Annotated in this window: 26 protein-coding genes; 10 read left to right on the forward strand and 16 right to left on the reverse strand. The window is 73.6% G+C overall.

Going from position 1 to position 22,237, the window contains the following annotated elements; all coding sequences use genetic code 11:
• Positions 1 to 4: 4 nt before the first annotated feature.
• Both H5V45_RS06700 and H5V45_RS06705 read right to left on the reverse strand, forming a co-directional pair.
• Complete coding sequence (locus H5V45_RS06700; protein WP_185252219.1) at positions 5 to 1,405, reverse strand: glutamate mutase L; 1,401 nt, start codon at positions 1,403 to 1,405, stop codon at positions 5 to 7.
• On the reverse strand, positions 1,392 to 2,555 hold the full coding sequence (locus tag H5V45_RS06705) for a cystathionine gamma-synthase (protein WP_185252220.1): 1,164 nt from the start codon (positions 2,553 to 2,555) through the stop codon (positions 1,392 to 1,394). The genes H5V45_RS06700 and H5V45_RS06705 overlap by 14 nt, the downstream gene beginning before the upstream one ends.
• 162 nt (positions 2,556 to 2,717) lie before the next feature.
• On the opposite strand from H5V45_RS06705, the gene msrA reads away from it, so the two are divergent.
• Both msrA and H5V45_RS06715 read left to right on the forward strand, forming a co-directional pair.
• Positions 2,718 to 3,368, forward strand: a complete 651-nt coding sequence (gene msrA, locus H5V45_RS06710) for a peptide-methionine (S)-S-oxide reductase MsrA (protein ID WP_185252221.1) — start codon at positions 2,718 to 2,720, stop codon at positions 3,366 to 3,368.
• 23 nt (positions 3,369 to 3,391) lie between these two features.
• The gene (locus tag H5V45_RS06715) at positions 3,392 to 3,778 is read left to right on the forward strand and encodes a VOC family protein (RefSeq protein WP_185252222.1); all 387 of its coding nucleotides are present in this window, start codon (positions 3,392 to 3,394) and stop codon (positions 3,776 to 3,778) included.
• A 34-nt stretch (positions 3,779 to 3,812) separates the two neighbouring features.
• Here H5V45_RS06715 and H5V45_RS06720 read toward each other — a convergent pair whose 3' ends face one another.
• Positions 3,813 to 4,259, reverse strand: a complete 447-nt coding sequence (locus H5V45_RS06720; RefSeq protein WP_221633936.1) for a GNAT family N-acetyltransferase — start codon at positions 4,257 to 4,259, stop codon at positions 3,813 to 3,815.
• Positions 4,260 to 4,380: 121 nt separating this feature from the next.
• Between H5V45_RS06720 and mraY the strand changes: the two genes are divergently transcribed.
• Together mraY and H5V45_RS06730 are read left to right on the forward strand one after the other, a co-directional pair.
• Complete coding sequence (mraY, locus tag H5V45_RS06725) at positions 4,381 to 5,466, forward strand: phospho-N-acetylmuramoyl-pentapeptide-transferase (protein WP_185254509.1); 1,086 nt, start codon at positions 4,381 to 4,383, stop codon at positions 5,464 to 5,466.
• A 102-nt stretch (positions 5,467 to 5,568) separates the two neighbouring features.
• Positions 5,569 to 5,937 (forward strand): YciI family protein, encoded by a 369-nt coding sequence (locus H5V45_RS06730; protein ID WP_185252224.1) that lies wholly within the window; start codon positions 5,569 to 5,571, stop codon positions 5,935 to 5,937.
• A 43-nt stretch (positions 5,938 to 5,980) separates the two neighbouring features.
• On the opposite strand, the gene H5V45_RS06735 is transcribed toward H5V45_RS06730, so the two are convergent.
• Both H5V45_RS06735 and H5V45_RS06740 read right to left on the reverse strand, forming a co-directional pair.
• Complete coding sequence (locus H5V45_RS06735) at positions 5,981 to 6,994, reverse strand: serine hydrolase domain-containing protein (protein ID WP_185252225.1); 1,014 nt, start codon at positions 6,992 to 6,994, stop codon at positions 5,981 to 5,983.
• Between the two features lie 41 nt (positions 6,995 to 7,035).
• Positions 7,036 to 7,593, reverse strand: coding sequence for a mycothiol transferase (locus H5V45_RS06740; RefSeq protein WP_185252226.1), 558 nt, complete (start codon positions 7,591 to 7,593; stop codon positions 7,036 to 7,038).
• 91 nt (positions 7,594 to 7,684) lie between these two features.
• On the opposite strand from H5V45_RS06740, the gene H5V45_RS06745 reads away from it, so the two are divergent.
• Entirely contained in the window at positions 7,685 to 9,034 is a 1,350-nt protein-coding gene (locus H5V45_RS06745) for an ABC1 kinase family protein (protein WP_185252227.1), read from the forward strand.
• On the opposite strand, the gene H5V45_RS06750 is transcribed toward H5V45_RS06745, so the two are convergent.
• Positions 8,946 to 10,160 (reverse strand): MFS transporter, encoded by a 1,215-nt coding sequence (locus tag H5V45_RS06750; RefSeq protein WP_221633938.1) that lies wholly within the window; start codon positions 10,158 to 10,160, stop codon positions 8,946 to 8,948. The two genes, H5V45_RS06745 and H5V45_RS06750, sit on opposite strands and share 89 nt — an antisense overlap.
• Before the next feature lie 77 nt (positions 10,161 to 10,237).
• Here H5V45_RS06750 and H5V45_RS06755 point away from each other — a divergent pair, with 77 nt between their 5' ends.
• Positions 10,238 to 11,194: a winged helix-turn-helix transcriptional regulator gene (locus tag H5V45_RS06755; RefSeq protein ID WP_185252228.1), complete on the forward strand. Its 957-nt coding sequence runs from the start codon at positions 10,238 to 10,240 to the stop codon at positions 11,192 to 11,194.
• On the opposite strand, the gene H5V45_RS21800 is transcribed toward H5V45_RS06755, so the two are convergent.
• From H5V45_RS21800 to H5V45_RS06780, 5 genes are read right to left on the reverse strand one after another with little or no spacing between them, the layout of a single operon-like run.
• Positions 11,141 to 11,638 (reverse strand): GNAT family N-acetyltransferase, encoded by a 498-nt coding sequence (locus H5V45_RS21800; RefSeq protein ID WP_343061452.1) that lies wholly within the window; start codon positions 11,636 to 11,638, stop codon positions 11,141 to 11,143. The two genes, H5V45_RS06755 and H5V45_RS21800, sit on opposite strands and share 54 nt — an antisense overlap.
• Positions 11,635 to 12,186 (reverse strand): DinB family protein, encoded by a 552-nt coding sequence (locus H5V45_RS21805; protein ID WP_185252229.1) that lies wholly within the window; start codon positions 12,184 to 12,186, stop codon positions 11,635 to 11,637. Before H5V45_RS21805 ends, H5V45_RS21800 begins: the two co-directional genes overlap by 4 nt.
• A 10-nt stretch (positions 12,187 to 12,196) precedes the next feature.
• A complete protein-coding gene (locus tag H5V45_RS06770; RefSeq protein ID WP_185252230.1) occupies positions 12,197 to 12,970 on the reverse strand; it encodes a VOC family protein in 774 nt (257 codons plus the stop codon).
• Positions 12,971 to 13,010: 40 nt separating this feature from the next.
• On the reverse strand, positions 13,011 to 13,643 hold the full coding sequence (locus H5V45_RS06775) for a YigZ family protein (protein WP_185252231.1): 633 nt from the start codon (positions 13,641 to 13,643) through the stop codon (positions 13,011 to 13,013).
• Positions 13,640 to 14,422, reverse strand: coding sequence for a sulfite exporter TauE/SafE family protein (locus H5V45_RS06780; RefSeq protein WP_185252232.1), 783 nt, complete (start codon positions 14,420 to 14,422; stop codon positions 13,640 to 13,642). The genes H5V45_RS06775 and H5V45_RS06780 overlap by 4 nt, the downstream gene beginning before the upstream one ends.
• A gap of 44 nt (positions 14,423 to 14,466) precedes the next feature.
• On the opposite strand from H5V45_RS06780, the gene H5V45_RS06785 reads away from it, so the two are divergent.
• The gene (locus H5V45_RS06785; protein ID WP_185252233.1) at positions 14,467 to 15,315 is read left to right on the forward strand and encodes an ABC transporter substrate-binding protein; all 849 of its coding nucleotides are present in this window, start codon (positions 14,467 to 14,469) and stop codon (positions 15,313 to 15,315) included.
• Positions 15,316 to 15,472: 157 nt separating this feature from the next.
• Here H5V45_RS06785 and H5V45_RS06790 read toward each other — a convergent pair whose 3' ends face one another.
• Complete coding sequence (locus H5V45_RS06790) at positions 15,473 to 15,808, reverse strand: CBU_0592 family membrane protein (RefSeq protein WP_185252234.1); 336 nt, start codon at positions 15,806 to 15,808, stop codon at positions 15,473 to 15,475.
• Positions 15,809 to 15,889: 81 nt separating this feature from the next.
• Here H5V45_RS06790 and H5V45_RS06795 point away from each other — a divergent pair, with 81 nt between their 5' ends.
• Entirely contained in the window at positions 15,890 to 16,237 is a 348-nt protein-coding gene (locus tag H5V45_RS06795) for a DUF2695 domain-containing protein (RefSeq protein ID WP_343061453.1), read from the forward strand.
• A 19-nt stretch (positions 16,238 to 16,256) separates the two neighbouring features.
• Here H5V45_RS06795 and H5V45_RS06800 read toward each other — a convergent pair whose 3' ends face one another.
• From H5V45_RS06800 to H5V45_RS06810, 3 genes are read right to left on the reverse strand one after another with little or no spacing between them, the layout of a single operon-like run.
• The gene (locus H5V45_RS06800; RefSeq protein WP_185252235.1) at positions 16,257 to 18,299 is read right to left on the reverse strand and encodes a vWA domain-containing protein; all 2,043 of its coding nucleotides are present in this window, start codon (positions 18,297 to 18,299) and stop codon (positions 16,257 to 16,259) included.
• A 30-nt stretch (positions 18,300 to 18,329) separates the two neighbouring features.
• Entirely contained in the window at positions 18,330 to 19,730 is a 1,401-nt protein-coding gene (locus H5V45_RS06805) for a MoxR family ATPase (RefSeq protein WP_185252236.1), read from the reverse strand.
• A 60-nt stretch (positions 19,731 to 19,790) separates the two neighbouring features.
• Positions 19,791 to 20,240, reverse strand: coding sequence for a DUF1003 domain-containing protein (locus H5V45_RS06810; RefSeq protein ID WP_185252237.1), 450 nt, complete (start codon positions 20,238 to 20,240; stop codon positions 19,791 to 19,793).
• A 64-nt stretch (positions 20,241 to 20,304) separates the two neighbouring features.
• Between H5V45_RS06810 and H5V45_RS06815 the strand changes: the two genes are divergently transcribed.
• Together H5V45_RS06815 and H5V45_RS06820 are read left to right on the forward strand one after the other, a co-directional pair.
• The gene (locus H5V45_RS06815) at positions 20,305 to 20,703 is read left to right on the forward strand and encodes a YchJ family metal-binding protein (protein ID WP_185252238.1); all 399 of its coding nucleotides are present in this window, start codon (positions 20,305 to 20,307) and stop codon (positions 20,701 to 20,703) included.
• Positions 20,700 to 21,242 carry a GNAT family N-acetyltransferase gene (locus H5V45_RS06820; protein WP_185252239.1) on the forward strand — a complete coding sequence of 181 codons (543 nt, stop codon included), beginning with the start codon at positions 20,700 to 20,702 and terminating at the stop codon, positions 21,240 to 21,242. The genes H5V45_RS06815 and H5V45_RS06820 overlap by 4 nt, the downstream gene beginning before the upstream one ends.
• An 18-nt stretch (positions 21,243 to 21,260) precedes the next feature.
• Here the strand turns inward: H5V45_RS06820 and H5V45_RS06825 are convergent, their stop codons facing one another.
• The gene (locus tag H5V45_RS06825; protein ID WP_185252240.1) at positions 21,261 to 22,169 is read right to left on the reverse strand and encodes a universal stress protein; all 909 of its coding nucleotides are present in this window, start codon (positions 22,167 to 22,169) and stop codon (positions 21,261 to 21,263) included.
• Positions 22,170 to 22,237 lie beyond the last annotated feature (68 nt).

Raw genomic sequence — 22,237 nt, forward strand, 5'->3', positions numbered from 1 at the left:
CGCGTCAGGCTATGCCACCGGGGTCGTCGAGCACGCGTCGCACCAGCCGGTACGCCGCCTCGGGGTGCGCCTCGGCGAGCAGCCCCGCCGCCGCGAGCACGTAGTCGGCGTCGACGACCACGCGGGGTGCGCGCGGCAGCTGCCACCCGCCGTCGAGGTCGGCGCCGGTGCTGCCGGCCAGGACTCGCTCCGCGACGCCCGGACGACCGTGCCGCAGCACCCCGCCGGAGCCGATGAGCACGTCCACCTCGCGCAGGTCCTTGCCGGTGCGCTCGACGACCCGGCCCTCGGGGCTCATCACGACGCGCGAGCGGCCCGCGTGCCGGCGCAGCGCCAGCCCGACCGCCGCACGGGCGATCGCCTCGTCGTCGTCGCGGCCCGCGTCGTCGTCGGGGAGGTACGACGGGTCCTGCTGGCGCCGCGCGGCGGCCTCCGCGAGCGCCGGGGTCGCGTCGTCGGCCTGCTCGACCGTCGTGACCGCGGACCAGCGCATCCCGAGGTCGCCCTCGACGGTGCGCGTGACGGGGGTGGTGGCGACGACCTCGCGGGAGAGGTTCGCGTCCTCCGGGTCGACCTCCACGACGCTGTGCACGTCGGTGGTCGCCCCGCCGATGTCGACCACGACGACGTCACCGGTGCCGGGGTGGGCGTCGTCGAAGCCGCGGGCCAGCAGCTCCACGCCGGTCAGCACCACGTCGGGGGTCGCGCCGCGGACCATCGCGACGAAGTCGGCGCGCGCGCTGAGGTGCTTGCCGCCGATCACGTGGGCCAGGAACATCGCCCGGATCGCGGCGCGGGCGGACTCGGGGGCCAGCACGCCGATCCGCGGGACGACGTTGTCGGCGAGCACGTGCGGGACGTCGCCGAGGACCGCGGCGACCTCGTCCTGCGCCTCGACGTTGCCGGCGACGACCACGGGTCCGGTCCAGCCCGAGGCGACGAGGGCCCGGGCCGCGTCGAGCAGCACCTCGCTGTTGCCGCCGTCGGTACCGCCGGTCAGCAGCACCACGTCGGGGCGCGCCGTGTGCCCGAGGTCGCGGTAGGGCGCGTCGTCAGGCACACGCGGCGAGCGGCCGGCGTGGGCGATCACGGCCACCACCTTGCCGCCGCTGCTCAGCGCCACCCGGCGACCGGCCTCGGCCGTGACCAGCTCCTCGTTGCCGACGACGGCGATCCGCAGCCCGCCGCCCGCGGACGAGCAGGCGAGCACCTGCGCGTCGCGCGCGCGGGGGTCGACGGGCGCCAGCTCGGCCAGGCAGGCGTCGTACCCGTCGAGCACGTCGGTGTCGATCGTGGTGCGGTGGCTGGCGCCGGCGAGGATCCGGCCCTCGGTCAGGTCGACCAGCGCCGCCTTGGTGAAGGTGGAGCCGAAGTCGACGCAGACCGCGAGGTCAGCCGAGGGCACGGTCGAGGTCGGCGACGAGGTCGTCGGCCGTCTCGATGCCGACGCTGAGCCGGATCAGGTCGGCGGGGACCTCGAGGTCGGTGCCCGCGACACTGGCGTGGGTCATCCGGCCGGGGTGCTCGATCAGCGACTCGACGCCGCCGAGCGACTCGCCCAGCGTGAAGACCTCGGCCTTCGCGCACGCGTCGAGCGCGGCCTGCTCGCCGGCCTTGACGCGGAAGGAGACGATCCCGCCGAAGCGCTTCATCTGCCGGACCGCGACCTCGTGGCCGGGGTGCTCGGCGAGGCCCGGGTAGATCACCTGGGCCACGGCCGGGTGGCCGTTCAGGAACTCGACGACCTTCTCGGCGTTGTCGCAGTGGCGGTCCATCCGGACGCCGAGCGTCTTGAGGCCGCGGTGCGTGAGGAACGCGTCGAACGGGCCGGCGACCGCGCCCATGGCGTTCTGGTGGAAGGTGATCTGCTCGGCGAGGTCGAGGTCGCGCACCACGAGCGCGCCGCCGACGACGTCCGAGTGCCCGCCGACGTACTTCGTCGTGGAGTGCAGCACGACGTCGGCGCCGAGGGTCAGGGGCTGCTGGAGGTACGGCGAGGCGAAGGTGTTGTCGACGACCAGGACCGCCCCGGCCTCGTGCGCGACGACGGCGAGCGCCTCGATGTCGCCGATGTTCAGCAGCGGGTTGGTGGGCGTCTCGACCCAGACGATCTTCGTCTTCCCGGGGCGGATCGCCGCGGCGACGGCGTCGACGTCGGAGACGGCGGCCGGGCTGTGCTCGAGGCCCCACGCGGTCGCGACCTTGTCGAAGAGGCGGAAGGTGCCGCCGTACGCGTCGTCCGGGATCACCACGTGGTCGCCCGGCCGGCACAGCGCCCGGATCACGGTGTCCTCGGCGGCCAGGCCGGAGGCGAACGCGAAGCCGCGCTCCCCCTCCTCCAGCGCCGCGATCGCGCCCTCGAGCGCGGTGCGGGTCGGGTTCGCGGAGCGACTGTACTCGTAGCCGCCGCGCAGGCCGCCCACGCCGTCCTGCTTGTAGGTCGAGGTGGCGTAGATGGGCGGGATCACCGCGCCGGTCATCGGGTCGGGCTCGTAGCCGGCGTGGATCGCACGCGTCTCGAAACCGGACTTGCTCCTGTGCTGCTGCTCGCTCATGCGTCGAGGCTAGCGACCCCGGTCCCTGACGACGTCATACGGTCGGAGCCGACGGGTGCTCCGCCCGTATGACGTCCTCGGATGCTGCCCGGACGGGAACGGATCGCTCACCGGGGTTGTTGCAGACTGGTGAGAGCCCCTTCGACACCCGGGAGTTGACGCATGTCGATCTTCAGTCGCACCAAGTCCGAGCTCGTCGCCGAGGACCAGGCCCTGCCCGGTCGCAGCGAGAGCCCCTTCCACCAGTCCGCGAAGCACCGCGTGCTCGACGCGCCCGTGGTCACGGACGAGGCCCCGGCCGGCTACGAGGTCGCGGTGTTCGGGCTCGGCTGCTTCTGGGGTGCCGAGGAGATCTACTGGCAGCTGCCCGGCGTCTGGTCGACGTCGGTCGGGTACGCCGGCGGCACGACCCCGCACCCGTCGTACGAGGAGGTCTGCTCGGGACGCACCAACCACACCGAGGCGATCCGGGTCGTCTACGACCCCGCGCGGGTGTCCTACGCCGACCTGGTGAAGCGCTTCTTCGAGGTCCACGACCCGACGCAGGGCATGCGCCAGGGCAACGACGTCGGCACGCAGTACCGCTCCGCGATCTACTACACGACCCCGGAGCAGGAGCAGACCGCGCGCGAGCTCACGAAGGTGTACGGCGACGAGCTGGCGCGCCGCCGGCTCGGGGCGATCACCACCGAGATCCGTGAGGTGCCGACGTACTACTACGCCGAGGACGTGCACCAGCAGTACCTCGCCAAGAACCCGAACGGCTACCGCTGCCACGCGAACACGGGCGTGAAGTTCCCCGAGACCGCCTGATCGGGGTGTCCTAGCCTGAGGTCGTGATCACCTCGGGACTCGTCAATGTCTTCACCCACGACATGTCAGCAGCACTGGACTTCTACCAAGGCGCGCTGAGGCTTCCCGAGACGTTCCGAACGCCAGCCGACGGCACACCCGAGCACGTGGAGATGACGGCAGGCGGCTTCGTCTTGGCCCTCAGCACCGCCGAGGCGGCTCGACGCGTGCACGGGCTGGACGCCGAGGTCGGGCGCCCCGCGATGTCCCTGGTGTTCTGGGTGGACGACGTCGACGCGGCGTTCGAGTCCGTCACCGGAGCCGGAGCGCCCGCCGTCACACGGCCGCACGACGCGGGCAACAACAACCGCAACGCCGTCGTACGTGATCCGGACGGCACCCTCGTCGAGCTGGTCGCCAAGCGCTCGTGACCGTGCAGGTCGCCTCCGGGAACCGCCCGACTCGTCACAGGTCCTTGCGCATCAGGTGGTTGGTGTGGCCGGGCGGGAAGTCCGTCTCGCGGCCGTAGGTGACGTAGCCGCACCGGGCGTAGAAGTCCGGCGCCTGGAAGTCCCAGGTGTTGAGCTTGGACCAGCGGCAGCCCCGGGCGCGGGCCTGCTCCTCGACCGCGTCGAGGAGTGAGCGGCCCAGGCCCTCGCCGCGCCGGTCCGGGCTGACCCACATCAGGTCGACGGTCAGCCACTGCCAGACGTCGACGGTGTTCCCCACGCACCCACCCAGCAGCTCACCGTCGTCCGCGACCGCGTAGGCCGCGACAGGTCGGGAGGGGAGGTTCTCGGGCTCGAAGCGCTCGCGGATCGCGGCCGAGGCCTGCTGGTTGTGGGCGACCAGCCGCTCGGTGACCTCGTCCTCGCGGGCCTGCTCCAGGTCGACCTCGATGCGCCACGTCACCGGGCGAACCTCTCGCGACGCCGACGAGCCGGTCAACCGAAATCGGGTCCGCGTCGCGCACAATGGTCGACCGGGCGGCCCGACCGCCCGGTCGACCATCCGGGTGGCGGAAGAGGACTTCGTGCGGGCAATCCTGCTGAGCAGCGGGCTGGCGGTGATCTGCTCCCTCCTGGGGACGCGGGCGGCCATCGGATGGTTCACCCGCCACGGGTTCGGCCAGCCGATCCGGGACGACGGCCCCACGACGCACCACGTCAAGCGCGGCACCCCGACGATGGGCGGCCTCGTGATCCTGGCGAGCGCGACCACGGCGTACCTCCTCGGCACGTTCGCGACCGGGCGGCAGCCCAGCGCCAGCGCCTGGCTCCTGCTGCTGCTGTTCGTCGGGTGCGGGGTGATCGGCTTCCTCGACGACTTCATCAAGGTCTACACGCAGAACAACCAGGGGCTGACCAGCCGGGCCAAGATGGCCGGGCAGACCGTGGTCGCCCTGACCTTCGGGGTGCTGGCCACGCAGCTCTTCGCCGACGAGAACGGCGTCCTGCCGGCCTCGCAGCACATCTCGACCACCCACGACTGGGGCATCAAGCTGCCGCTCGTGGTGGTGCTGCTGGTGATCTGGTTCATCGTCACCGCGACGTCGAACGGCGCCAACCTCGCCGACGGCGCGGACGGGCTGCTGGCCGGCACCTCGGCCATGGTCTTCGGTGCCTACATGTTCGTCGCCTTCTGGCAGAACGGCCACGGATGTGCGCCGGGCGGGCCCACCGCGACCGGCGCCCAGTGCTACGAGGTGCGCGACCCGCTCGACCTCGCGGTCCTGTCCGCGTCCATCGCCGCCGCGTGCATCGGCTTCCTGTGGTGGAACGCGAAGCCCGCGCAGATCATCATGGGCGACGTCGGCTCGCTCGCCATCGGCGGCGCCCTGGCCGGGCTGGCGATCATGTCGCGGACCGAGCTGCTCATGGCCGTCATCGGTGGGCTCTTCGTGATGGAGACGATGTCGGTGCTCCTGCAGATGTCCTACTTCAAGCTCACGCGGCGGCTCACCGGCACCGGTCGCCGGATCTTCCGGATCGCCCCGATCCACCACCACTTCGAGCACCTCGGCTGGGACGAGGTGAACGTCGTCATCCGCTTCTGGATCATCGCCGGCCTGTGCGTGGTGGCCGGGCTGGCGATCTTCTACGCCGACTGGCTCGGCTGAGGTCGCAGAAACTCGTCGGCCCGACGTCGTAGGAATCGTCGTCCGCCGTTCGTAGGTTGGGTGAGAGCGGACGCCCGGTCCGCGCCAGCCGAGGGAGCAGCGATGCCCGAGTACCTCCTCTACTTCAACCAGCAGTGGGTCGGAGACCACGACGAGGAGTGGTTCCGACCGCGGGGGCCGCTCGCCCGCGCGGTCACCGAGGAGATGAAGGCGGCGGGGGTCTACGTCTTCGCCGGCGGCCTCGAGGAGGAGGACGGCCCGGTCTACAGCGCCGACCCGACCAGTGGCGAGGTGCTCGTGACCGACGGGCCGTACGTCGAGACCAAGGAGTTCCTCGGCGGCTTCGCGATCGTCGACGTCCCCGACGACGAGACGGCGAAGCACTGGGCCGCCAAGATCGCGGAGGCCTGCGGCTGGCCGCACGAGGTCCGTCGCTTCAAGAACTACCCGCCGCCGCCCAGCGAGGACTGAGCCCGTCGGCGGCGTCCGGCCCGTGCGGGGCCGGGGGCCGGGGTCAGCGCAGCCAGGCCTCGATCGCCCGGTGCACGGGCCGGGCGCCGTCGATGGTGTTCGCCACGACCGTCCAGGTCAGCCGGCGGGTCGCGTCGTGGACGCCGTAGAACGACGAGCCCGCGTCCGACCCGTGCAGCGCGGCCTCGCCGGTCCGGACGTCCAGCCACAGCCCGAAGCCGTAGCTCAGGCCGTCCTCGTCGGGGTCGCTGCGCGGGCGCAGCATCGCCTCCACCGCCGTGTCGGACACGATCCGGCGGGCGAGCAGCGCCCCCCACAGCCGGTGCACGTCGTCGACGGTCGTGAAGACCCCGCCGTCGCCGCTGCCCCGCACCGGCAGGTGGAAGACGGTGGAGCGCCAGGCGCCGTGCACGTCGACGTACCCCAGCGCGGCGTCGCCGGGCAGGTCGTCGGAGCGGAGGTACGCCGTGTCGTCCATGCCGGCCCGGGCGGTCACCCGCTGCCGCACCAGCTCGTGGAAGCCGACGCCCGAGGCCCGCTCGGCGAGCAGCGCGAGGAGGACGTAGCCGCCGTTGCAGTAGGAGAAGCCCGTGCCCGCGGGGAACTTCGTGGCGTGGCCGTCCAGGATCGGCAGGTAGTCCTCGGTGTCCACGAGCTCGTGGACCGGGCGAGGCATCAGGTAGTCGCCGACGTCGAAGCCGGTGTCCTCGTCGAGGTAGTCGCCGATCCCGGACCGGTGCGCGAGCAGGTGCTCGACGGTCACGTCGTCGGCGACCAGCGGCAGGTCGTCGCCGAGGAGCGACCGCGCGGTCGTCGCGAGCCCGAGCACCCCGTCGTCCACCAGGGACAGCACGGCCAGCGCCGTCAGGGTCTTCGCGCCGCTCGCGATCGCGAGCCGCGTGCCGACGGTCATCGGGATCGCCCGGGCCCGGTCGGCCAGGCCGTACGCCGCCCGCAGCACCGGCGTGCCCGCGACGTCGACCCGCACCACGCCCGCGAAGCCCGCCGCCGCCAGCGCCTCGATCTCGCGCTCGAGCGCCGCAACGTCCCTCGTCATGGCCGGAGACTAGTCCTGCCGCGCGGGCGGCGCCGCTCGATTCAGGGCGCCCAGCCGGGCGGCGGGTCCTCCCCCGTCAGCCCGTCGACGGCCTCGCGGAGCAGGTCCGCGTGGCCGGTGTGGCGGCCGTACTCCTCGACCAGGTCGAACAGCATCCGCCGCAGGCTGGCGTGGTTGCCCGCGCCGTCGCTCACGTGGATCAGCTGGTCGAGGCCGCCGTCGGCCAGGACCGCGTCGAGCCGGCTGCGCGAGCGCACGACGGCGGCGTCGTACGTCGCGTAGAGGTGCTCGGGAGTGTCGTCGGCGGCCGAGGTGAGCTCCCAGTCGTTGCTGCCGTCCCAGCCCCACCCCGTCCAGGGCTCGCCGAGCGGCTCCCCCGTGAGCTTCACGGTGTGGTGGAAGTCCTCGGCGGCGGCGAGGTGCTTGAGCAGCCCGCCGAGCGTCAACGTCGAGGCGCCGACCGTCGCGCGCAGGCCGGCGGCGTCCAGGTCGTCCGCCTTCCAGCGGAAGGTGGCGCGGAGCCGGTCCAGCGCGCCGGTCAGGTGCTCGGTCTCGGTGCCCGCGAGCGGGGGCTCCCAGGGGGTCTCGTCGTCGGTCATGCGGGCACCGTACGACGGGTCCCGGACGGATCGCTTCCGCAAGTCCCGCGCGGATCCGGAATCGGCTTGGCGCGCCTGCGAGACTGGGGCCATGACCGAGCTGCCACGCAAGGCCGCGGCGCGCACGGCCCGTCTGGCGGCCCTGCCGCTCGGGTACGCCGGCCGCAGCGCGCTCGGCTTCGGCAAGCGGCTCGGGGGCCGCAACGCCGACCTGGTCATGTCCGAGATCCAGCAGCGGACCGCGGAGCAGCTCTTCCGCACCCTGGGCGAGCTCAAGGGCGGGGCGATGAAGTTCGGCCAGGCGCTGAGCGTCCTCGAGGCCGCGCTGCCCGAGGAGATGGCCGGGCCGTACCGCGAGGAGCTGACCAAGCTCCAGGACTCGGCGCCCCCGATGCCGACCCAGCAGGTGCGCGAGGCCCTGGCCCGCGACCTCGGCCCGGACTGGAAGGACCAGCTGGTCTGGCTCGACGGCGGCCCCACCGCGGCGGCCTCCATCGGCCAGGTGCACCAGGGCCGCTGGCACGACGGCCGCGAGGTGGCCGTGAAGGTGCAGTACCCCGGCGCCGGGGAGGCGCTGCGCTCCGACCTCAAGCAGCTGTCCCGGCTGGCCCGCACGATCGGCCCGCTCGTGCCCGGCATCGACATCAAGCCGCTCATCGCCGAGATGCAGGCCCGCACCGAGGAGGAGCTGGACTACCGCCTCGAGGCCGACGCCCAGCGCGCCTTCGCCGCGGCCTTCCGCGACGACCCCGACTTCGCCGTGCCCGACGTGGTCGCGGCCGGCGACACCACCCTCGTCACCGAGTGGATGGACTCGACCTCCTCGCTCGCGAAGATCATCGCCGAGGGCACCCAGGAGGAGCGCGACCACTACGGCGAGCTGTTCGTCCGCTTCCTCGTCAACGGCCCGATGCGCACCGGCATGCTGCACGCCGACCCGCACCCCGGGAACTTCCGGATCATCCCGGCCGCGGACGGCTCCCCCGACCGGATGGGCGTGCTGGACTTCGGTGCCGTGGCCCGGCTCCCCGAGGGCGAGCTGCCGCTGGCGATGGGGTCGCTGATCCGGATCGCCGCGATCGAGGACGACGAGCAGCTGCTCGAGGGGCTGCGCCGCGAGGGCTTCGTGAAGGACCGCGTGAAGATCGACGCGCGGCTGCTGCTCGACTACCTCTCGCCGTTCGTGGAGCCGACCCAGGTCGAGCGGTTCCGCTTCACGCGGGCCTGGATGCAGGGGCAGTTCCAGCGCGTCAACAACCCGCGCGACCCGGCGTACACCGTGGCGCTCAAGATCAACCTGCCCCCGTCGTACCTCCTCATCCACCGCACCTGGCTCGGCGCGATCGGGATCCTCAGCCAGCTCGAGGCGGAGGTGCCGTTCCGCCAGATCCTGACGGAGTCGCTGCCGGGCTTCGCGGAGCCGGGCGCCGACCCGAGCTGAGCACGACGGCCGCGGCGACGGCGCAGGCCCCCAGGCACAGCGGCCAGAGCAGCGCCGGCGCGAGCGCGTAGACCGCCGTGCCGACCGGCGCCGCCAGCATCGTGCCGCTGGTGGCGGCGCCCATGTAGAGGCCTTGGTACTGCCCCACGAGGTGGTCCGGCGCCGCGTCCAGCACGTGCGCGGTCGCGGTCGTCTTGTAGAGGATCTCGCCGGCGGTCAGCACCACCATCGCGACCACCACCGTCAGCGGCGACACCGGCAGGCCGAACAGCACGAAGCCCAGCCCGACCAGGGCGTAGCCGGTCGCGATGACGGGGTACGACGACACCGCGCGCAGCCGGCGCGCCACGGGGATCTCCAGCAGCAGGATCAGCCCCGAGCCGATCGCGATGATCGCGGTGTAGAGTCCTACCGGGCTGCCCTGGTCGCGCAGGTGCAGCGGCACGGTCGTGTAGAGCTGGCGGTAGACGAGGTCGACCAGCACCACCGCCGGCAGCAGCCGCACCAACGCCCGGTCGGCCCGCAGCGCCCGCCACAGGCTCGGAGCGTCCGGGTCCCGCGTCACGTGCGGCTCGTCGCGCGGCAGCAGCGGCGCGACCGCGAACCGGACCGCCAGCGTCATCAGCCCGTCGACCACGAACAGCGCGTCGTAGCTGTGCGCCACGATCAGCGCGCCCACCGGCGGGCCGATCACGAAGCCGGCGTTGGACGCGGCCCGGCCGATGGCCACGGACGTACGCCGGTCGCCGCGCGCGACCGCGAGTGCCGAGAGCGCCCCGGTCGAGACCGCGGCGGTGGTGCCGAGGTAGGCCGCGACCGGCAGGACCACCGCGAGCAGCGGCAGCGGGAGCCACGGCACGGCGGCCACCCCGAGACCCGAGGCCGTGGAGCACAGCAGCAGGGTGCGGCGGTGACCGAAGCGGTCACCCCAGCGCCCGCCCGTGAAGTTGCCCAGGAGCATCCCGACGCCGTAGCCGCCCGCGACCAGCCCGGCCGTGGCGACCGCGAGCCCGCGTGGGCCGGTGAGGTAGAGGGTCAGGAACAGCATCAGGAACGAGGTCACCGAGCTCACCAGCCGGCCCGCAGCCAGCACCCACACCAGTCGGGGGACGTCCCACACGGTCACACTCCTGCTCCTCCGGACCCCGGCCGCACCTCGTCGCAGAGTCAGTCTCTTATCGAAACGCACTGTAGGCTACGGACATGGTCCCGCGCACCCTCGACGACGACTGCGGCGTCGCGCACGCCGTCGGCGTGCTGGGCGACGCCTGGTCGGTGCTGGTGCTGCGCGACGTGGCCCGCGGCCGGACCCGCTTCGAGCAGCTGCTCGCCGGGACCGGCATCTCCCGCAAGGTGCTGACCCTGCGGCTGCAGGCCCTGGTCGGGTCGGACGTGCTGGAGCGGGTCCGCTACCAGGAGCGCCCGGACCGGTACGAGTACCTCCTCACCGCGCGCGGGCGGGCCACCCTGCCGGTGCTCGCCGCGCTCCAGGACTGGGGCGACACCTGGCTGCTCGGCGACGGCACGACGAGCGCCACCGCCGGCGCGACCAGCGCCGAGGCGCACCGCGTCGCGGCCCTCGTCGGCACCGCGGTGCCGCCGGTGGCGCCCGACCCGCTGGCGCCCGACCCGCTGGCGCCCGACCCGTCGGCCGGGGCCGAGGCCGCCGACGCGGCGGCGTACACCGTCCTCTACTGCTACCCCGGCTCGGCGCTGACCGGCATCGACGACGTGCCGGGCGGGGCCGGCTGCACGCTGGAGTCCTGCACCTACCGCGACCGGCTCGCGGAGTTCGCCGCGCTCGGCGCCCGGGTGGTGGGCGTGAGCACCCAGGAGGCCGCGGACCAGGCGGCCTTCGCCGCGCGCAACGGCATCCAGTTCCCCCTCGTCTCCGACGTCGACCTGGGCCTCGCGACCGCGCTGCGGCTGCCGACCTTCCGGCTGCAGGGGGTGCCCCGGCTCAAGCGGCTGACGCTGGTCGTCGACCGGCAGCGGGTCGTGCGGGGCACGCTCTTCCCGATCCGCGACGTCACCGGCAGCGTCGAGGACGCGCTGGCTCTGGTGCGGGCGGCGGTGGCGGAGGACGCCGCGGCGACGACGGTCGCGTCAGGCGAGCGGCAGGTGCATCACGTGCAGGCCGACGGGCCCGTGCGCCGCTGAGCGGAACGCCCCCGGCACCGTCCCGACGATCGTGAAGCCGAGCGACTGCCACAGCGCCACGGCGACGGTGTTGGTCTCCACGACGGCGTTGAACTGGATCGCCGCGAAGCCGGCGTCGCGGTGCCACTGCACGACGTGCTCGCCGAGGCGCCGTCCCACCCCGCGCCCCCGCGCCTCCGGCGCGACCATGAAGGAAGCCGTGCCGACGTGGCTGCCGCGACCGGGACGGTTCGGCCCCATCTTGGCGCTGCCCAGCAGCACGCCGTCCTCCTCGAGCACGACGGTCGCCCCGGGAGGCCGCTCCATCCACCAGCCGCGTCCGGTCTCCTCGGTCAGGTCCTCGGGGAACGCGTAGGTCTCCCCCGCCCGCACCGTGGCGTCGAAGAACGGCCAGATCCGGGGCCAGTCGGCGTCGGTGGCCGGCCGGATCGAGGGATCGCTCACTCGCCGGTCGTCCCGTCGAGCGCCTCGCGGAGCAGGTCGGCGTGGCCGTTGTGACGGGCGTACTCCTCGACCATGTGCACCAGGATCCACCGCAGCGAGAACCGGTCGCCGGCGCGCCCGGCGCGCTGCGACAGGGCGCCGAGGTCGGTCGCGCCCGCCACGATCGTGTCGGAGTCGGCGACGGCCTCGTCGAGGATCGCGCGCAGCTGCTCGGGCGTGTCGTCGACGGCGCTGTGCCAGTCCCAGTCGGCGTCGGCCCGCCAGTCGACCGAGGCCCAGGGCTCGGCGTACTCCTCGCCCAGGAAGACGCAGCGGAACCACCAGTGCTCGACGAAGGCCAGGTGCTTGAGCATCCCACCGAGGGTGATCTCGGACGGCGCGTGCGTCGCGGCGAGCTGGGCGGCGTCGAGGCCGGCGGTCTTCTGCCGGAGTGTCTGGCGGTGGTAGTCGAGGAAGCCGAGCAGCGTGGCCCGCTCGTCCGCGTCGAGCGGTGGGTCGCTGCGGAGGTCGGGCGGGAGGTCGGGCTGGGGGTCCGGCGCGTCGGTCATGGCGGCGACGCTAGTGGCCGGGACCGACAGGAAGCGACCCGGTTTCGGGGTCGCGGTCGGTGATGCAGTACGCCGAGCCGGTGGCGTCGGCCAGCACCGTCCAGCGCGGGTGCTCGCGACGGACCCGGGCCCCGAGCGCCACGTGGCGGGCGACCTCGGCCGTCCGGTCGTCCGTCGCGAGGTCGAGGTGGGCGCGGACCCGGCCCTGGCCCTCGCCGAGCCGCTGCAGGAGGAAGCGGAACGGCTGGCCCTCGGGGCGCTGCAGGACGCTGAAGTCGGCCGAGACCGACGAGGCGGCGGGCTCCCAGCCGAGCAGCGCTTGCCAGAACGCGGTCTCGGCGTCGTGGATGTCGCGCGGGATGTCGAGGCAGACCTGGTCGACCAGGCTGCGGTGGCCGCCGCGCCACGACTGCGGCCGGGGCCGGACCGCCCCGTGGTGGCCCACGAAGCAGAAGACCAGGCCACCGGGAGAGGCCAGGACGACGTAGCCGTGCTCGCTCTCGGTCGTGACCGTCGCCCCCAGCTCCTGGGCCGCGGCGGCGGCCGCGGCGGGGTCCGGCACGTGCAGGTCGAGGTGGATGCGGGACCGGCCGTCGCCGAGCCGCTGGACCCGCAGGAAGTCGTCGCCGTCGCGCGGCACGAGCGTCGCGAACTCCTGCTGCTCCCCGCGCGGGGAGGAGACGCGGTAGCCGGTGACCAGCCCCCAGAAGACCACGCCCCGCTCGTAGTCGGGGTGGGCGAGGTCGAGGAACGCGCTGATCCAGGTCGGCGCCGTGGCGGTCATGCTCGAAGGCTAGTGGTGGGCGGCGACATCGTCGGCGTCCTCAGCGGTCGACCCAGCGCTCGCCCGCGGGCTCGGCCACCGCGGTGCCGCCGGTGAGCTCCGCGAGCAGGGCGTGGAGGCGGGGCACGTCGTGGGGCGCGACGCCGAGCCGGAGCACCACGCGAACGGCGTACGCCGTGTCGAGCACCGCGATCCCGCGGGTGCGCAGCTCGCTCTCGACCCGACCGGCGTCGCCGTGGCCGACCTCGAGGGTGAGCTCGCTGAGCAGCTCGCGGCGGCGGGTCCCGGCCGAGGCGAGCGCGGCGCGGACGGCGTCGCCGTACGCCCGCACGAGCCCGCCGGCGCCGAGCAGGGTGCCGCCGAACCAGCGCGTCACGACCGCGACGACGTCGCCGACCTCGGCGCCGCGGAGCACCTCGAGCATGGGCGCGCCCGCGGTGCCGGCGGGCTCGCCGTCGTCGGCGGCGCGCTCGACGCGGGCCGGTCCGGGCGGGCCGAGGACGTACGCCGAGCAGTGGTGCCCGGCGTCCGGGTGCTGCCGCCGCAACCCCTCGACGACGGCCCGGGCCGCCTGCTCGTCGGCGACGCGGGCCAGGGTGCAGAGGAAGCGGGAGCGGCGTACCTCCGTCTCGACGGCGGCGTCTCGGCGCGGGACCAGGTAGTGGGCGCTCATCCCCAGAGGCCCAGGACCTCGCCGCCGATCCGCACGATGAACGCGGAGACGACCAGGATGAAGAAGACGCGGACGAAGGCCGAGCCGCGGGCGACCGCCGTGCGCGCGCCGACGTAGCCGCCCACGAGGTTCGCCACGCCCATGACGAGGCCGACCTTCCACAGCACCGCGCCGTGGGGGACGAAGACGCAGAGGGCGGCGAAGTTCGTGGCCCAGTTGGCCAGGCGCGCCTTGGCGGAGGCCTCGAGGAAGTTGTAGCCGAGCAGGCCGACCAGCGTGAAGACGAAGAAGCTGCCGGTGCCGGGCCCGAGCGCCCCGTCGTAGAAGCCGATGACCAGGCCGGTGCCCATCGCCGCGAGCGTGTGGTGGTGACCGGCGAAGCGGAGCGCGGTGGCGCCGCCGAGGGACGGCTTGAGGAGGACGTACGCCCCGACGACGACCAGCACCACGAGCACGATCGGGTCGAAGGCCTCGCGCGGCAGGTGGGAGGCGACCACCGCCCCGGCCGCCGAGCCCGCGAAGGCGAGCAGCATCAGCGGGAGGAACGTGCGGGGGTCGGGGCGGACGCGGCGGTAGTAGGTGACGGAGCTGATCGACGTGCCGCAGATGCTGCCCAGCTTGTTGGTGGCGAGGATCTGGACGGGGGCGGCGTTCGGCAGCCCGAGCAGCAGCGCCGGCAGCTGGATCAGCCCGCCGCCGCCCACGACCGCGTCGACGAACCCGGCGGCGAGACCCGCCAGCGCCAGCAGGGCCAGCACGGTGGTGGACGGGTCGGCCATGCGGCGACCCTAAGCGGCGCGGGCCGGGCTCGTAGGGTCGGGCCGTGCGCATCGTCTCCCTGCTCCCGTCCACCACCGAGATCCTCTTCGCGATCGGGGCGGGGCCCGACGTCGTGGGCGTGACCTTCGAGTGCGACCACCCCGCCGAGGCCCGGACCCGGACGATCGTGTCGACGTCCGCGATGCCCGAGGGGCTGTCGTCGGCGGAGATCGACGCCTTCGTGGTGGGCGCGATGGAGCGGGGCGAGGACCTCTACCACCTGTCCGCGGACGCGCTCTCCTCTCTCGACGCCTCCCTCGTCGTGACACAGGACCTGTGCGCGGTGTGCGCGGTCGACGTCTCGGTGGTCGACGACGCGCTGGCACACCTGGGCTGCACGGCGGACGTGCTGACGATCGACCCGCACACGCTGGACGAGGTCTTCGCCTCGATCGAGGAGCTGGGCCGGGCGACCGGGCGCGCCGAGGCCGCCTCGTCGCTGGTGGTCTCACTGCGGGACCGGCTCGCGGCGGTGCGGCGGGCCGTTGCCGGCCGCTTGCGCCCGCGGGTGATGCTGCTGGAATGGACCGACCCGCCGTTCGCACCGGGCCACTGGGTGCCGGAGATGATCGAGGCCGCGGGCGGTGAGCCGCTGCTCGGCACGCCGGGGGCGCCCTCGCTGAGGACGACCTGGGAAGCCGTGCGGGCCGCTCGTCCCGACGTGGTCATCGCCGCGCCGTGCGGCTTCGACCTGGCCGGCGCGCAGTCGCTCGCGGACGACCTGGTCGCCTCGGGCGTCCTGCCCCCCGGCGTACCCGTCCACGCGGTCGACGCCAACGCCGCCTGGGCCCGCCCCGGCACCCGCCTCGTCGACGGTGTCGAGGAGCTGGCCCGGATCCTGCACGGGGTCTGACGCCGAGTCGGCGCATCTGCAGACGCCAAGGGTGCCGAGTCGGCGCATCTGCAGACGCCAGGGTGCCGAGTCGGCGCATCTGCAGATGTTGCGGGACGCGGCAGCCCGGCGCGGCGGTGCGTGGTCAACCACCTCGATGGCCGGAACGGTTGACGGCTCACTGCTCCCCGGCGGCACCGCGACCCAGCGGTGCGTCGGCCACCGTCTCCTCGCCGGGAACGGTGGCCGGCCCACCGCTCACCCCGGACCGGCCGCGCGCGCGGAGCAGGCCGACCGAGCCGATGCCGACCCAGACGAGGTTGAGGACGGCGGAGGGCCAGGCGCCGTAGTACGCCGAGTTGACCATCAGGAAGCCGCCGCCGAAGAGGTTCATCAGCTGGAAGGGCAGGCCGCTGGCGTGCACGCGGCCGGCGGTGACCAGGGCGTAGGCGCCGATGAGCAGGGCCATCCCGACCCAGCCGAGGACGTTGACGAGCAGCACGGTGAGGTCCACCCGGCCATCCTGCCTGCCACCCCCAGCGGCGACCGAGAGCGGCCCCGCGCGACTGTCGGCGCGCCCGGGTAGACACGGTCCGTGGACGACCTCAGCCGCGACGGGCTCACCCAGCCGATCTCGGGCGAGTGCCTGCCCTGCTACGTCGCGCGGATGCTCCGCACCGAGGGCTGCGACCACACCTGGCGCTGGGCCTCACGGTTCCGCGAGCTGCGCTCGCCCGACGCCGCAGGCATGCAGCGGCGGCTGAGCCGTCGCGGCGCCGCGTGCGACTGCGGGATCTTCGTGAGCGAGCTGACCCTGGCGCGCCACCAGCTCGTGCGCGACCTCGACACCGACGAGCTCGAGCAGCCGGCGGTGGCGCCGGACTGCTCGGCCGTACGCCGCACCTCCACCCATCCGTGCGCGAACTGGGAGCGGATCCGGTGACCCGCCCCGCGGCGAGGCGTCAGTCGTCGCCGACCCAGAAGCCGCGGCCGCCGAACATCTCGCCGAAGCCTCCGTAGCCGCCGAAGCGACCCGCGTCGTTGCGGCGCGAGCCCAGGTAGGACCCGATCACCGCAGCCCCCAGGTCGTCGAGCTCGGGGGCGACGACCAGGCCGTCGACCCGCTTGGCCATGGAGTCGATGAAGCGCGCCAGGCCGGGGTCCTCGCCGAGGCGGAAGAACGTCGTCCGCGCACCGAGCCGCATCGAGTTGTCGAGCTCGCGGACGGCGTAGGCCACCGTCAGCGGGTGCGGCGGGTAGGAGAAGTAGACCTCCCCGTCCGGCTCGAGGTGCGACGTCGGCTCGCCGTCGGTGACGATCAGCAGCACCGGCTGGGCGTTGGGGTGCTTGCGGAAGTGCCGGTTCGCGAGCAGCAGCGCGTGGTGCAGGTTCGTGCCCTTGTCCCACATGGCGTCGAGCCCGGTGAGCTGGTCGATCTCCATCACCTCGGCGTGCCGGCCGAAGCCGATCAGCTGGAGGTCGTCGCCGCGGAAGCGCGACCTGATCAGCGTGTGCAGCGCGAGCGCGGTGCGCTTCATCGGCACCCAGCGGCCGTCCATCGCCATCGAGAACGACGTGTCGACGAGCAGCGCGACCGCGGCCTGGGTCCGGGCCTCGGTCTCCTGCACCTCGACGTCCTCGATCGTCAGCCGGAGCCCGCCGGCGGTCGAGCCGCCCTCGGAGACGGTGCGGACGATCGCGTTGGTCATGGTGCGGGTGACGTCCCACGGCTCGGTGTCGCCGAAGGCCCACTCGCGGGTGGCGCCGGAGCGCTCGCCGGCGGCCCCGGCGCGGCGCAGGTCGCGCTGGCCCTGGCGCCCGGACATCCGGTCGGCGACGTCGCGCAGCAGCGCCTTGCCGAGCTGGCGCATCGCCTTGGGCGTCAGCCGCAGCTGGCCGTCGGTGCCGCGCTTGATCGTGCCGGAGTCGCGCAGGGCCTGCTCGAGCTGCTGCAGGGTGCGCGCGTCGACCGCGGCCTCGTCGCCGAGCTGTCGGGCCAGCTTGTCGAGGTCGAGGTCGTCCATGCGGGCGCCGCCGTACGACTGCGAGAGCTGCTCGGACAGCTCGTCGAGGTCGGCGAGGTCCTGGAAGACGCCGGTCCCGTCACCGAGACCCAGCCCTTCGTCACCGTCCATCCGCTCGGAGCCGCCCCAGTCCTCACCGGGACGCAGCGCCTGGAGGTTGCCGTCGAGCTGGGACAGCGACTCCATCAGCTCGGGAGAGCCGAACGCCTGGGCCGCGAGCGCGTCGAGCTCGTCGCGCTGCTCCTGCGTCATCGAGTTGCGCATCCGCTGGGCGGCCGCGGCGCGCTGCGCGAGGGAGTCGAGCAGCTCGTCGATGTTCTGCGGGTTCTCGGGGAAGAAGTCCCCGTGCTTGTCCATGAAGGCGTCGAAGTCCTCCTGCGAGCCCTCGCCGCGACGGTGCTGGTCGAGCAGCGTGTTGAGGTCCTGCAGCATCTCGTTGATCGCCGCGCGGTCCTCGTCGGTGGCGTTCTGCAGCGCGTCCTTCATGCCGGCGAAGCGCTGGTCGAGCATCTCGCGCCCGAGCAGGTCCTTGATCTTCTCGTAGTCCTCGCGCGCCTCCCGGCTGCTCCAGTCGTACGACGTCAGCTCGCTCACCGCGGCGGCGGTGGACGCCGGCAGGTTCTCGAGCTGCATCTCGCGGAACGCCCGGTCGCCGTCGTCCATCGTGACGTCGCGCGCCAGCTGCTTGCGCTCCTCGAGCAGCGCGTGGTCGAGCAGCTCCCTGACCTCCTGGAGCGTGCCGTCGAGGTTGTGCCGCTGCAGGAGCTCGCGCCGCCGCTCGGCGACCCGGCGGGCCAGGTCGTCCAGGCCGCTCTGGTCCTTGCCGCCGCGGCGCAGGAACTCCCGCATCGCGCGCTCGGGCGAGTAGCCCGCCATCACGTCCTCGCCGATGGCGTCGAGCGCCTCGGCCAGGTCGACGGGCGGGGCGAGCGGGTCGCCGCCCTCGTAGCGTTTGAAGCGCGAGGCCCTGGTCCTGCTCATCGCCGACCCTCCTGCGTCCGGCTCACGCGATCACCCGTACACCGTCTCCGCGCCGTCGCTGTCCTTGCCGATCTTGCGGGCGAGGTAGAGCCCCTCGAGCGCGAGCTCGATGGCCCCGGCGCGCTGGCCGTCGTTGGTGGCGTGCAGGCGGTCGCAGATGTCGTCGTACAGCTCGGACTCGCCCAGCACGGGCAGGCCGGTGAGGAAGTCGCGCGCGGTGACTTGCTCGCCGGTCGTCACCATCACGCCGGTCTCGATCCGGTCCACGAGCACCGCGAAGTCGAGGCCGCGGAAGTGCTGCCGCACCGCCTCGGCGGTGGCCGTGCGCAGCAGGTGGGCGAGGATCTCGCGCTCGCGACCCTCCTCGCCGGACTCGAACTCGATCTTGCCGCCGAGCACGTCGACCGCGGTCTCGAGGTCGACCACGCGGGCGACCGCCTCGTCCTCGCCCTGGACCGTCGCGCGGTGCAGTGCGGCGGCCGCGATGGTCTCGGCGCCGGCGATCGCGAAGCGGGCCGAGACGCCGGAGCGCTGGTCGACGGCGCTGGACTCGCGCAGGGCGCGGGTGAAGCGGGCCAGGATCTCGACCAGGTGGTCGGGCACCTCGGCGACCAGGTCCGCCTCCTGGCGGATCACGCGCACCTCGTCGTCGAGCTCGGTCGGGTAGTGCGTGCGGATCTCGGCGCCGAAGCGGTCCTTGAGCGGGGTGATGATCCGGCCGCGGTTGGTGTAGTCCTCGGGGTTCGCGCTGGCGACGACGAGCACGTCCAGCGGCAGCCGCAGCACGTAGCCACGGATCTGGATGTCGCGCTCCTCCATGACGTTGAGCATCGCGACCTGGATCCGCTCGGCGAGGTCGGGCAGCTCGTTGATCGCGACGATGCCGCGGTGGCTGCGCGGGATCAGGCCGAAGTGGATCGTCTCCGGGTCACCGAGCGAGCGCCCCTCCGCGACCTTCATCGGGTCGACGTCGCCGATCAGGTCGGCGACCGAGGTGTCGGGGGTGGCCAGCTTCTCGGCGTACCGCTCGTCGCGGTGCCGCCAGGTCACCGGCAGGTCGTCGCCGAGCTCGGCCGCGCGCCGCTTCGAGGCGTGCGTGATCGGCTCGAAGGGGTGCTCGCCCAGCTCGGAGCCCTCGATGACCGGCGACCACTCGTCGAGCAGGCCGACCATGGTCCGCAGCAGCCGGGTCTTGCCCTGGCCGCGCTCGCCGAGGAGCACGATGTCGTGCCCGGCAATCAGGGCGCGCTCGAGCTGCGGGATCACCGTGCCCTCGAAGCCGTGCAGGCCGGGCCACGGGTCACGCCCCTCGCGCAGGGCCGCGAGCAGGTTGTCGCGGATCTCCTCGCGGAGCGTCCTGAGGGTGTGGCCGGCGGCCCGGAGCTCGCCGACGGTGCTGGAGGTGGGTGCGGACGTGGGTGCAGAGGTCACGCTTTCCACGCTACTCAGCGCGACAACCCCGCGGGTTTCCGGCAGGTTGCGCCCGCCCCGTCAGGCCGAGGGAGCCGGCGGGCCGTCCCCCGCCCCGGGCGCGACGCTCTGGTGGATCTCGCGCACCAGCCGCTCGATGACGCGGGTCAGGTCGGTGTTGACGTGCAACTCCTGCTCCTGGGCGACGAAGTCGTGGTCGGCCTTGATCCGCTGGAAGCGCGCCTGCCGGTTCTGCCCGATCATCACGAACGTCGACAGGAAGATCGCCTCGAGCGACACGATCAGCGTCAGCGTCGGCCAGGGGCTGCGCTCGACCACCAGCATCCAGACGGCGAACGCCGCCACGTGCACGTAGACGAACGGCATCGATCCCGCGAAGCGGGTGATCAGGTCGGCGATCCGCAGCTGGACGTCGCCGGCGAGGGCGAGCTCGTGCGCGACGGCCGGGTGGTGCGCCGTCCGGGTCGGGTGGGGTGCCGGGTGCGGGGCCGGGGACGCGGGTTCGGTCATGGCTCGTTGTACACCCGGGCCCGGCCCGGAGCCGCACGTCGGGGGTCGCCGGTAGCGTGCAGGCGTGCCTCTCCAGCAACCCTGCCCGTGCGGCTCCGCCACGTCGTACGACGCCTGCTGCGGGCGCCTGCACCGCGGCGCCGTGCCGGCGGTGACGGCCGAGCAGCTGATGCGGGCGCGGTATGCCGCCTACGCGCTCGGCGAGCAGGACTACCTCTTCCGCTCCTGGCACCCGCGCACGCGACCGGACGACCTCGAGCCCAGCCCGGGGATGACCTGGACGGGGCTCGACGTGCTCGACACGGTCGCGGGCGGCCCGGACGACCAGGAGGGCGAGGTCGCCTTCGTCGCGCACTACCGGACCGCGGGCGGGGCCGGCGAGCTGCGCGAGCGGAGCCGCTTCACCCGGCGGGCGGGGCGCTGGGTCTACGTCGACGGCGACGCACAGGTGCCGCTCCGATGAGCGACCCGGTGGCGACCGCCCGGGTCCGCGACCGCGTCGTCCTGCGCCCGCGCACCGACGCCGACCTGCCCGCGCTGGCCGAGGCGCTGGCCGGGCAGCAGCCGTCGTCGCGCTACCCGTTCCGCTGGCCGCTGCCGTTCCCGGTCGAGCAGTTCCTGGTGCGTCCGAACGAGCAGGTGGCGTGGGTCGCCGAGCTCGACGGCCTCCCCGTCGGGCACGTGATGGTCGGCCGGGTGACGGGCGCGGAGGCCGCGCTGTTCGCGGCGACGACCGGACGCCCCACCGAGGAGCTGGCCATCGTCTCGGTCCTGTTCGTGGCCCTCGAGCTGCAGGGCACCGGGGTCGGCGGGCTGCTGCTCGACACGGCCGTCGCGTGGATTCGCGAGCACGACCGGCTCCCCGTCCTGGACGTGATCCAGAGCCACGGCACCGCGGTGCAGGTCTACCGGCACCGCGGCTGGACGGTCGTCGGTGAGATGACGCCGCCCTGGATGCCGGACCACGAGGAGCCGATGCTCCTCATGGCCCTGCCCGGCTGACCCGCCTGACCCAGACCCTCAGGCGTCGTCGTCGCTCCGGCTCGGCACGACCGCCACGGTCGTGCGCGCGTGCTCGACGACCGAGGACGCGACCGAGCCGCGGGTCAGCTGGGTGCGCACGCCGCCAGCGTGCGCCCCGACCACGACCAGGTCCATCCGGGCCGATGCCCGCACCAGGCAGTCGTCGGCCAGCCCGTGGGCGAGCTCGGCCCGGGCCCGGACCTCCGGGAACTTCTCGGCCATGCCCGCGACCGTCTCGGCGAGCAGCAGCCGCTGCTCCTCCAGCTCGGACTCGGAGGTCAGCCCCTGCGGGATGCCCTCGACGAGGACCGCGCCGTACCAGTAGCTGTGCAGGACCGTCAGCGGCAGGTCGCGCGCCGCGGCGATCCGGTAGGCGAACTCCAGCACCTCCCGCGACCGCGCCGTGCCGTCCACGCCGACCAGGACGCCGTTGCGGACGGTGCCGCGCTCGGCCGGGCGCAGCACGACCACGGGGCAGTGCGCGTGCTTGGTCACGCTGACGCTGACCGAGCCCAGCAGCAGGCTGCGCAGGGTGCCGCGCCCGCGCGAGCCGAGGACGACCATGCCGGCCTCGCGGGACATCTCGAGGAGCACCTCGCGCGGGTCCGAGATGTGCAGGACCTCGTGGACCTCGACGTCCGGCGCCTTGGTGCGCACGTGCTCCCGGGCGGCATCCAGGATCGCGGTGCCGTCCTGGCGCAGGGCGTCGAGCAGCACCCGGTGGTCGAGGCCGACCTGCCCGGCCCACGCCGTGCCCGCCGGCCCGAGCCCGTGGACGAGCGTCAGCGCCCGGTGCTCCAGCAGCGCCTGCGCGGTCGCCCACGTGAGGGCCCGGAGCGAGCCGTCGGACCCGTCGACGCCGACGACGATGGTGCCGGCCGGCACGTGGGAGTGGGGTGTGGTCATGGCGGTCCTCCTGCTCGGTGGCGCCCGGACGGGCGCCGGGCCGCGGTCCTGCGGCCTCACCCCGACTC

This window comes from Nocardioides luti (genome assembly GCF_014212315.1).
In the GTDB taxonomy this organism is placed as follows: domain Bacteria; phylum Actinomycetota; class Actinomycetes; order Propionibacteriales; family Nocardioidaceae; genus Nocardioides; species Nocardioides luti.

Excerpts from the sequence above, each read along its gene's own strand:
- H5V45_RS06770 (WP_185252230.1), bottom strand. The coding sequence starts at position 12,970 with ATGACCGCCACGGCGCCGACCTGGATCAGCGCGTTCCTCGACCTCGCC.
- H5V45_RS06705 (WP_185252220.1), bottom strand. The coding sequence starts at position 2,555 with ATGAGCGAGCAGCAGCACAGGAGCAAGTCCGGTTTCGAGACGCGTGCG.
- H5V45_RS06810 (WP_185252237.1), bottom strand. The coding sequence starts at position 20,240 with ATGACCGAACCCGCGTCCCCGGCCCCGCACCCGGCACCCCACCCGACC.
- H5V45_RS06825 (WP_185252240.1), bottom strand. The coding sequence starts at position 22,169 with ATGACCACACCCCACTCCCACGTGCCGGCCGGCACCATCGTCGTCGGC.
- H5V45_RS06820 (WP_185252239.1), top strand. The coding sequence starts at position 20,700 with ATGAGCGACCCGGTGGCGACCGCCCGGGTCCGCGACCGCGTCGTCCTG.
- H5V45_RS06800 (WP_185252235.1), bottom strand. The coding sequence starts at position 18,299 with ATGAGCAGGACCAGGGCCTCGCGCTTCAAACGCTACGAGGGCGGCGAC.
- H5V45_RS06775 (WP_185252231.1), bottom strand. The coding sequence starts at position 13,643 with ATGAGCGCCCACTACCTGGTCCCGCGCCGAGACGCCGCCGTCGAGACG.
- msrA (WP_185252221.1), top strand. The coding sequence starts at position 2,718 with ATGTCGATCTTCAGTCGCACCAAGTCCGAGCTCGTCGCCGAGGACCAG.
- H5V45_RS06740 (WP_185252226.1), bottom strand. The coding sequence starts at position 7,593 with ATGACCGACGACGAGACCCCCTGGGAGCCCCCGCTCGCGGGCACCGAG.
- H5V45_RS06780 (WP_185252232.1), bottom strand. The coding sequence starts at position 14,422 with ATGGCCGACCCGTCCACCACCGTGCTGGCCCTGCTGGCGCTGGCGGGT.
- H5V45_RS21805 (WP_185252229.1), bottom strand. The coding sequence starts at position 12,186 with ATGACCGACGCGCCGGACCCCCAGCCCGACCTCCCGCCCGACCTCCGC.
- H5V45_RS06735 (WP_185252225.1), bottom strand. The coding sequence starts at position 6,994 with ATGACGAGGGACGTTGCGGCGCTCGAGCGCGAGATCGAGGCGCTGGCG.
- H5V45_RS06730 (WP_185252224.1), top strand. The coding sequence starts at position 5,569 with ATGCCCGAGTACCTCCTCTACTTCAACCAGCAGTGGGTCGGAGACCAC.
- H5V45_RS06745 (WP_185252227.1), top strand. The coding sequence starts at position 7,685 with ATGACCGAGCTGCCACGCAAGGCCGCGGCGCGCACGGCCCGTCTGGCG.
- H5V45_RS06755 (WP_185252228.1), top strand. The coding sequence starts at position 10,238 with ATGGTCCCGCGCACCCTCGACGACGACTGCGGCGTCGCGCACGCCGTC.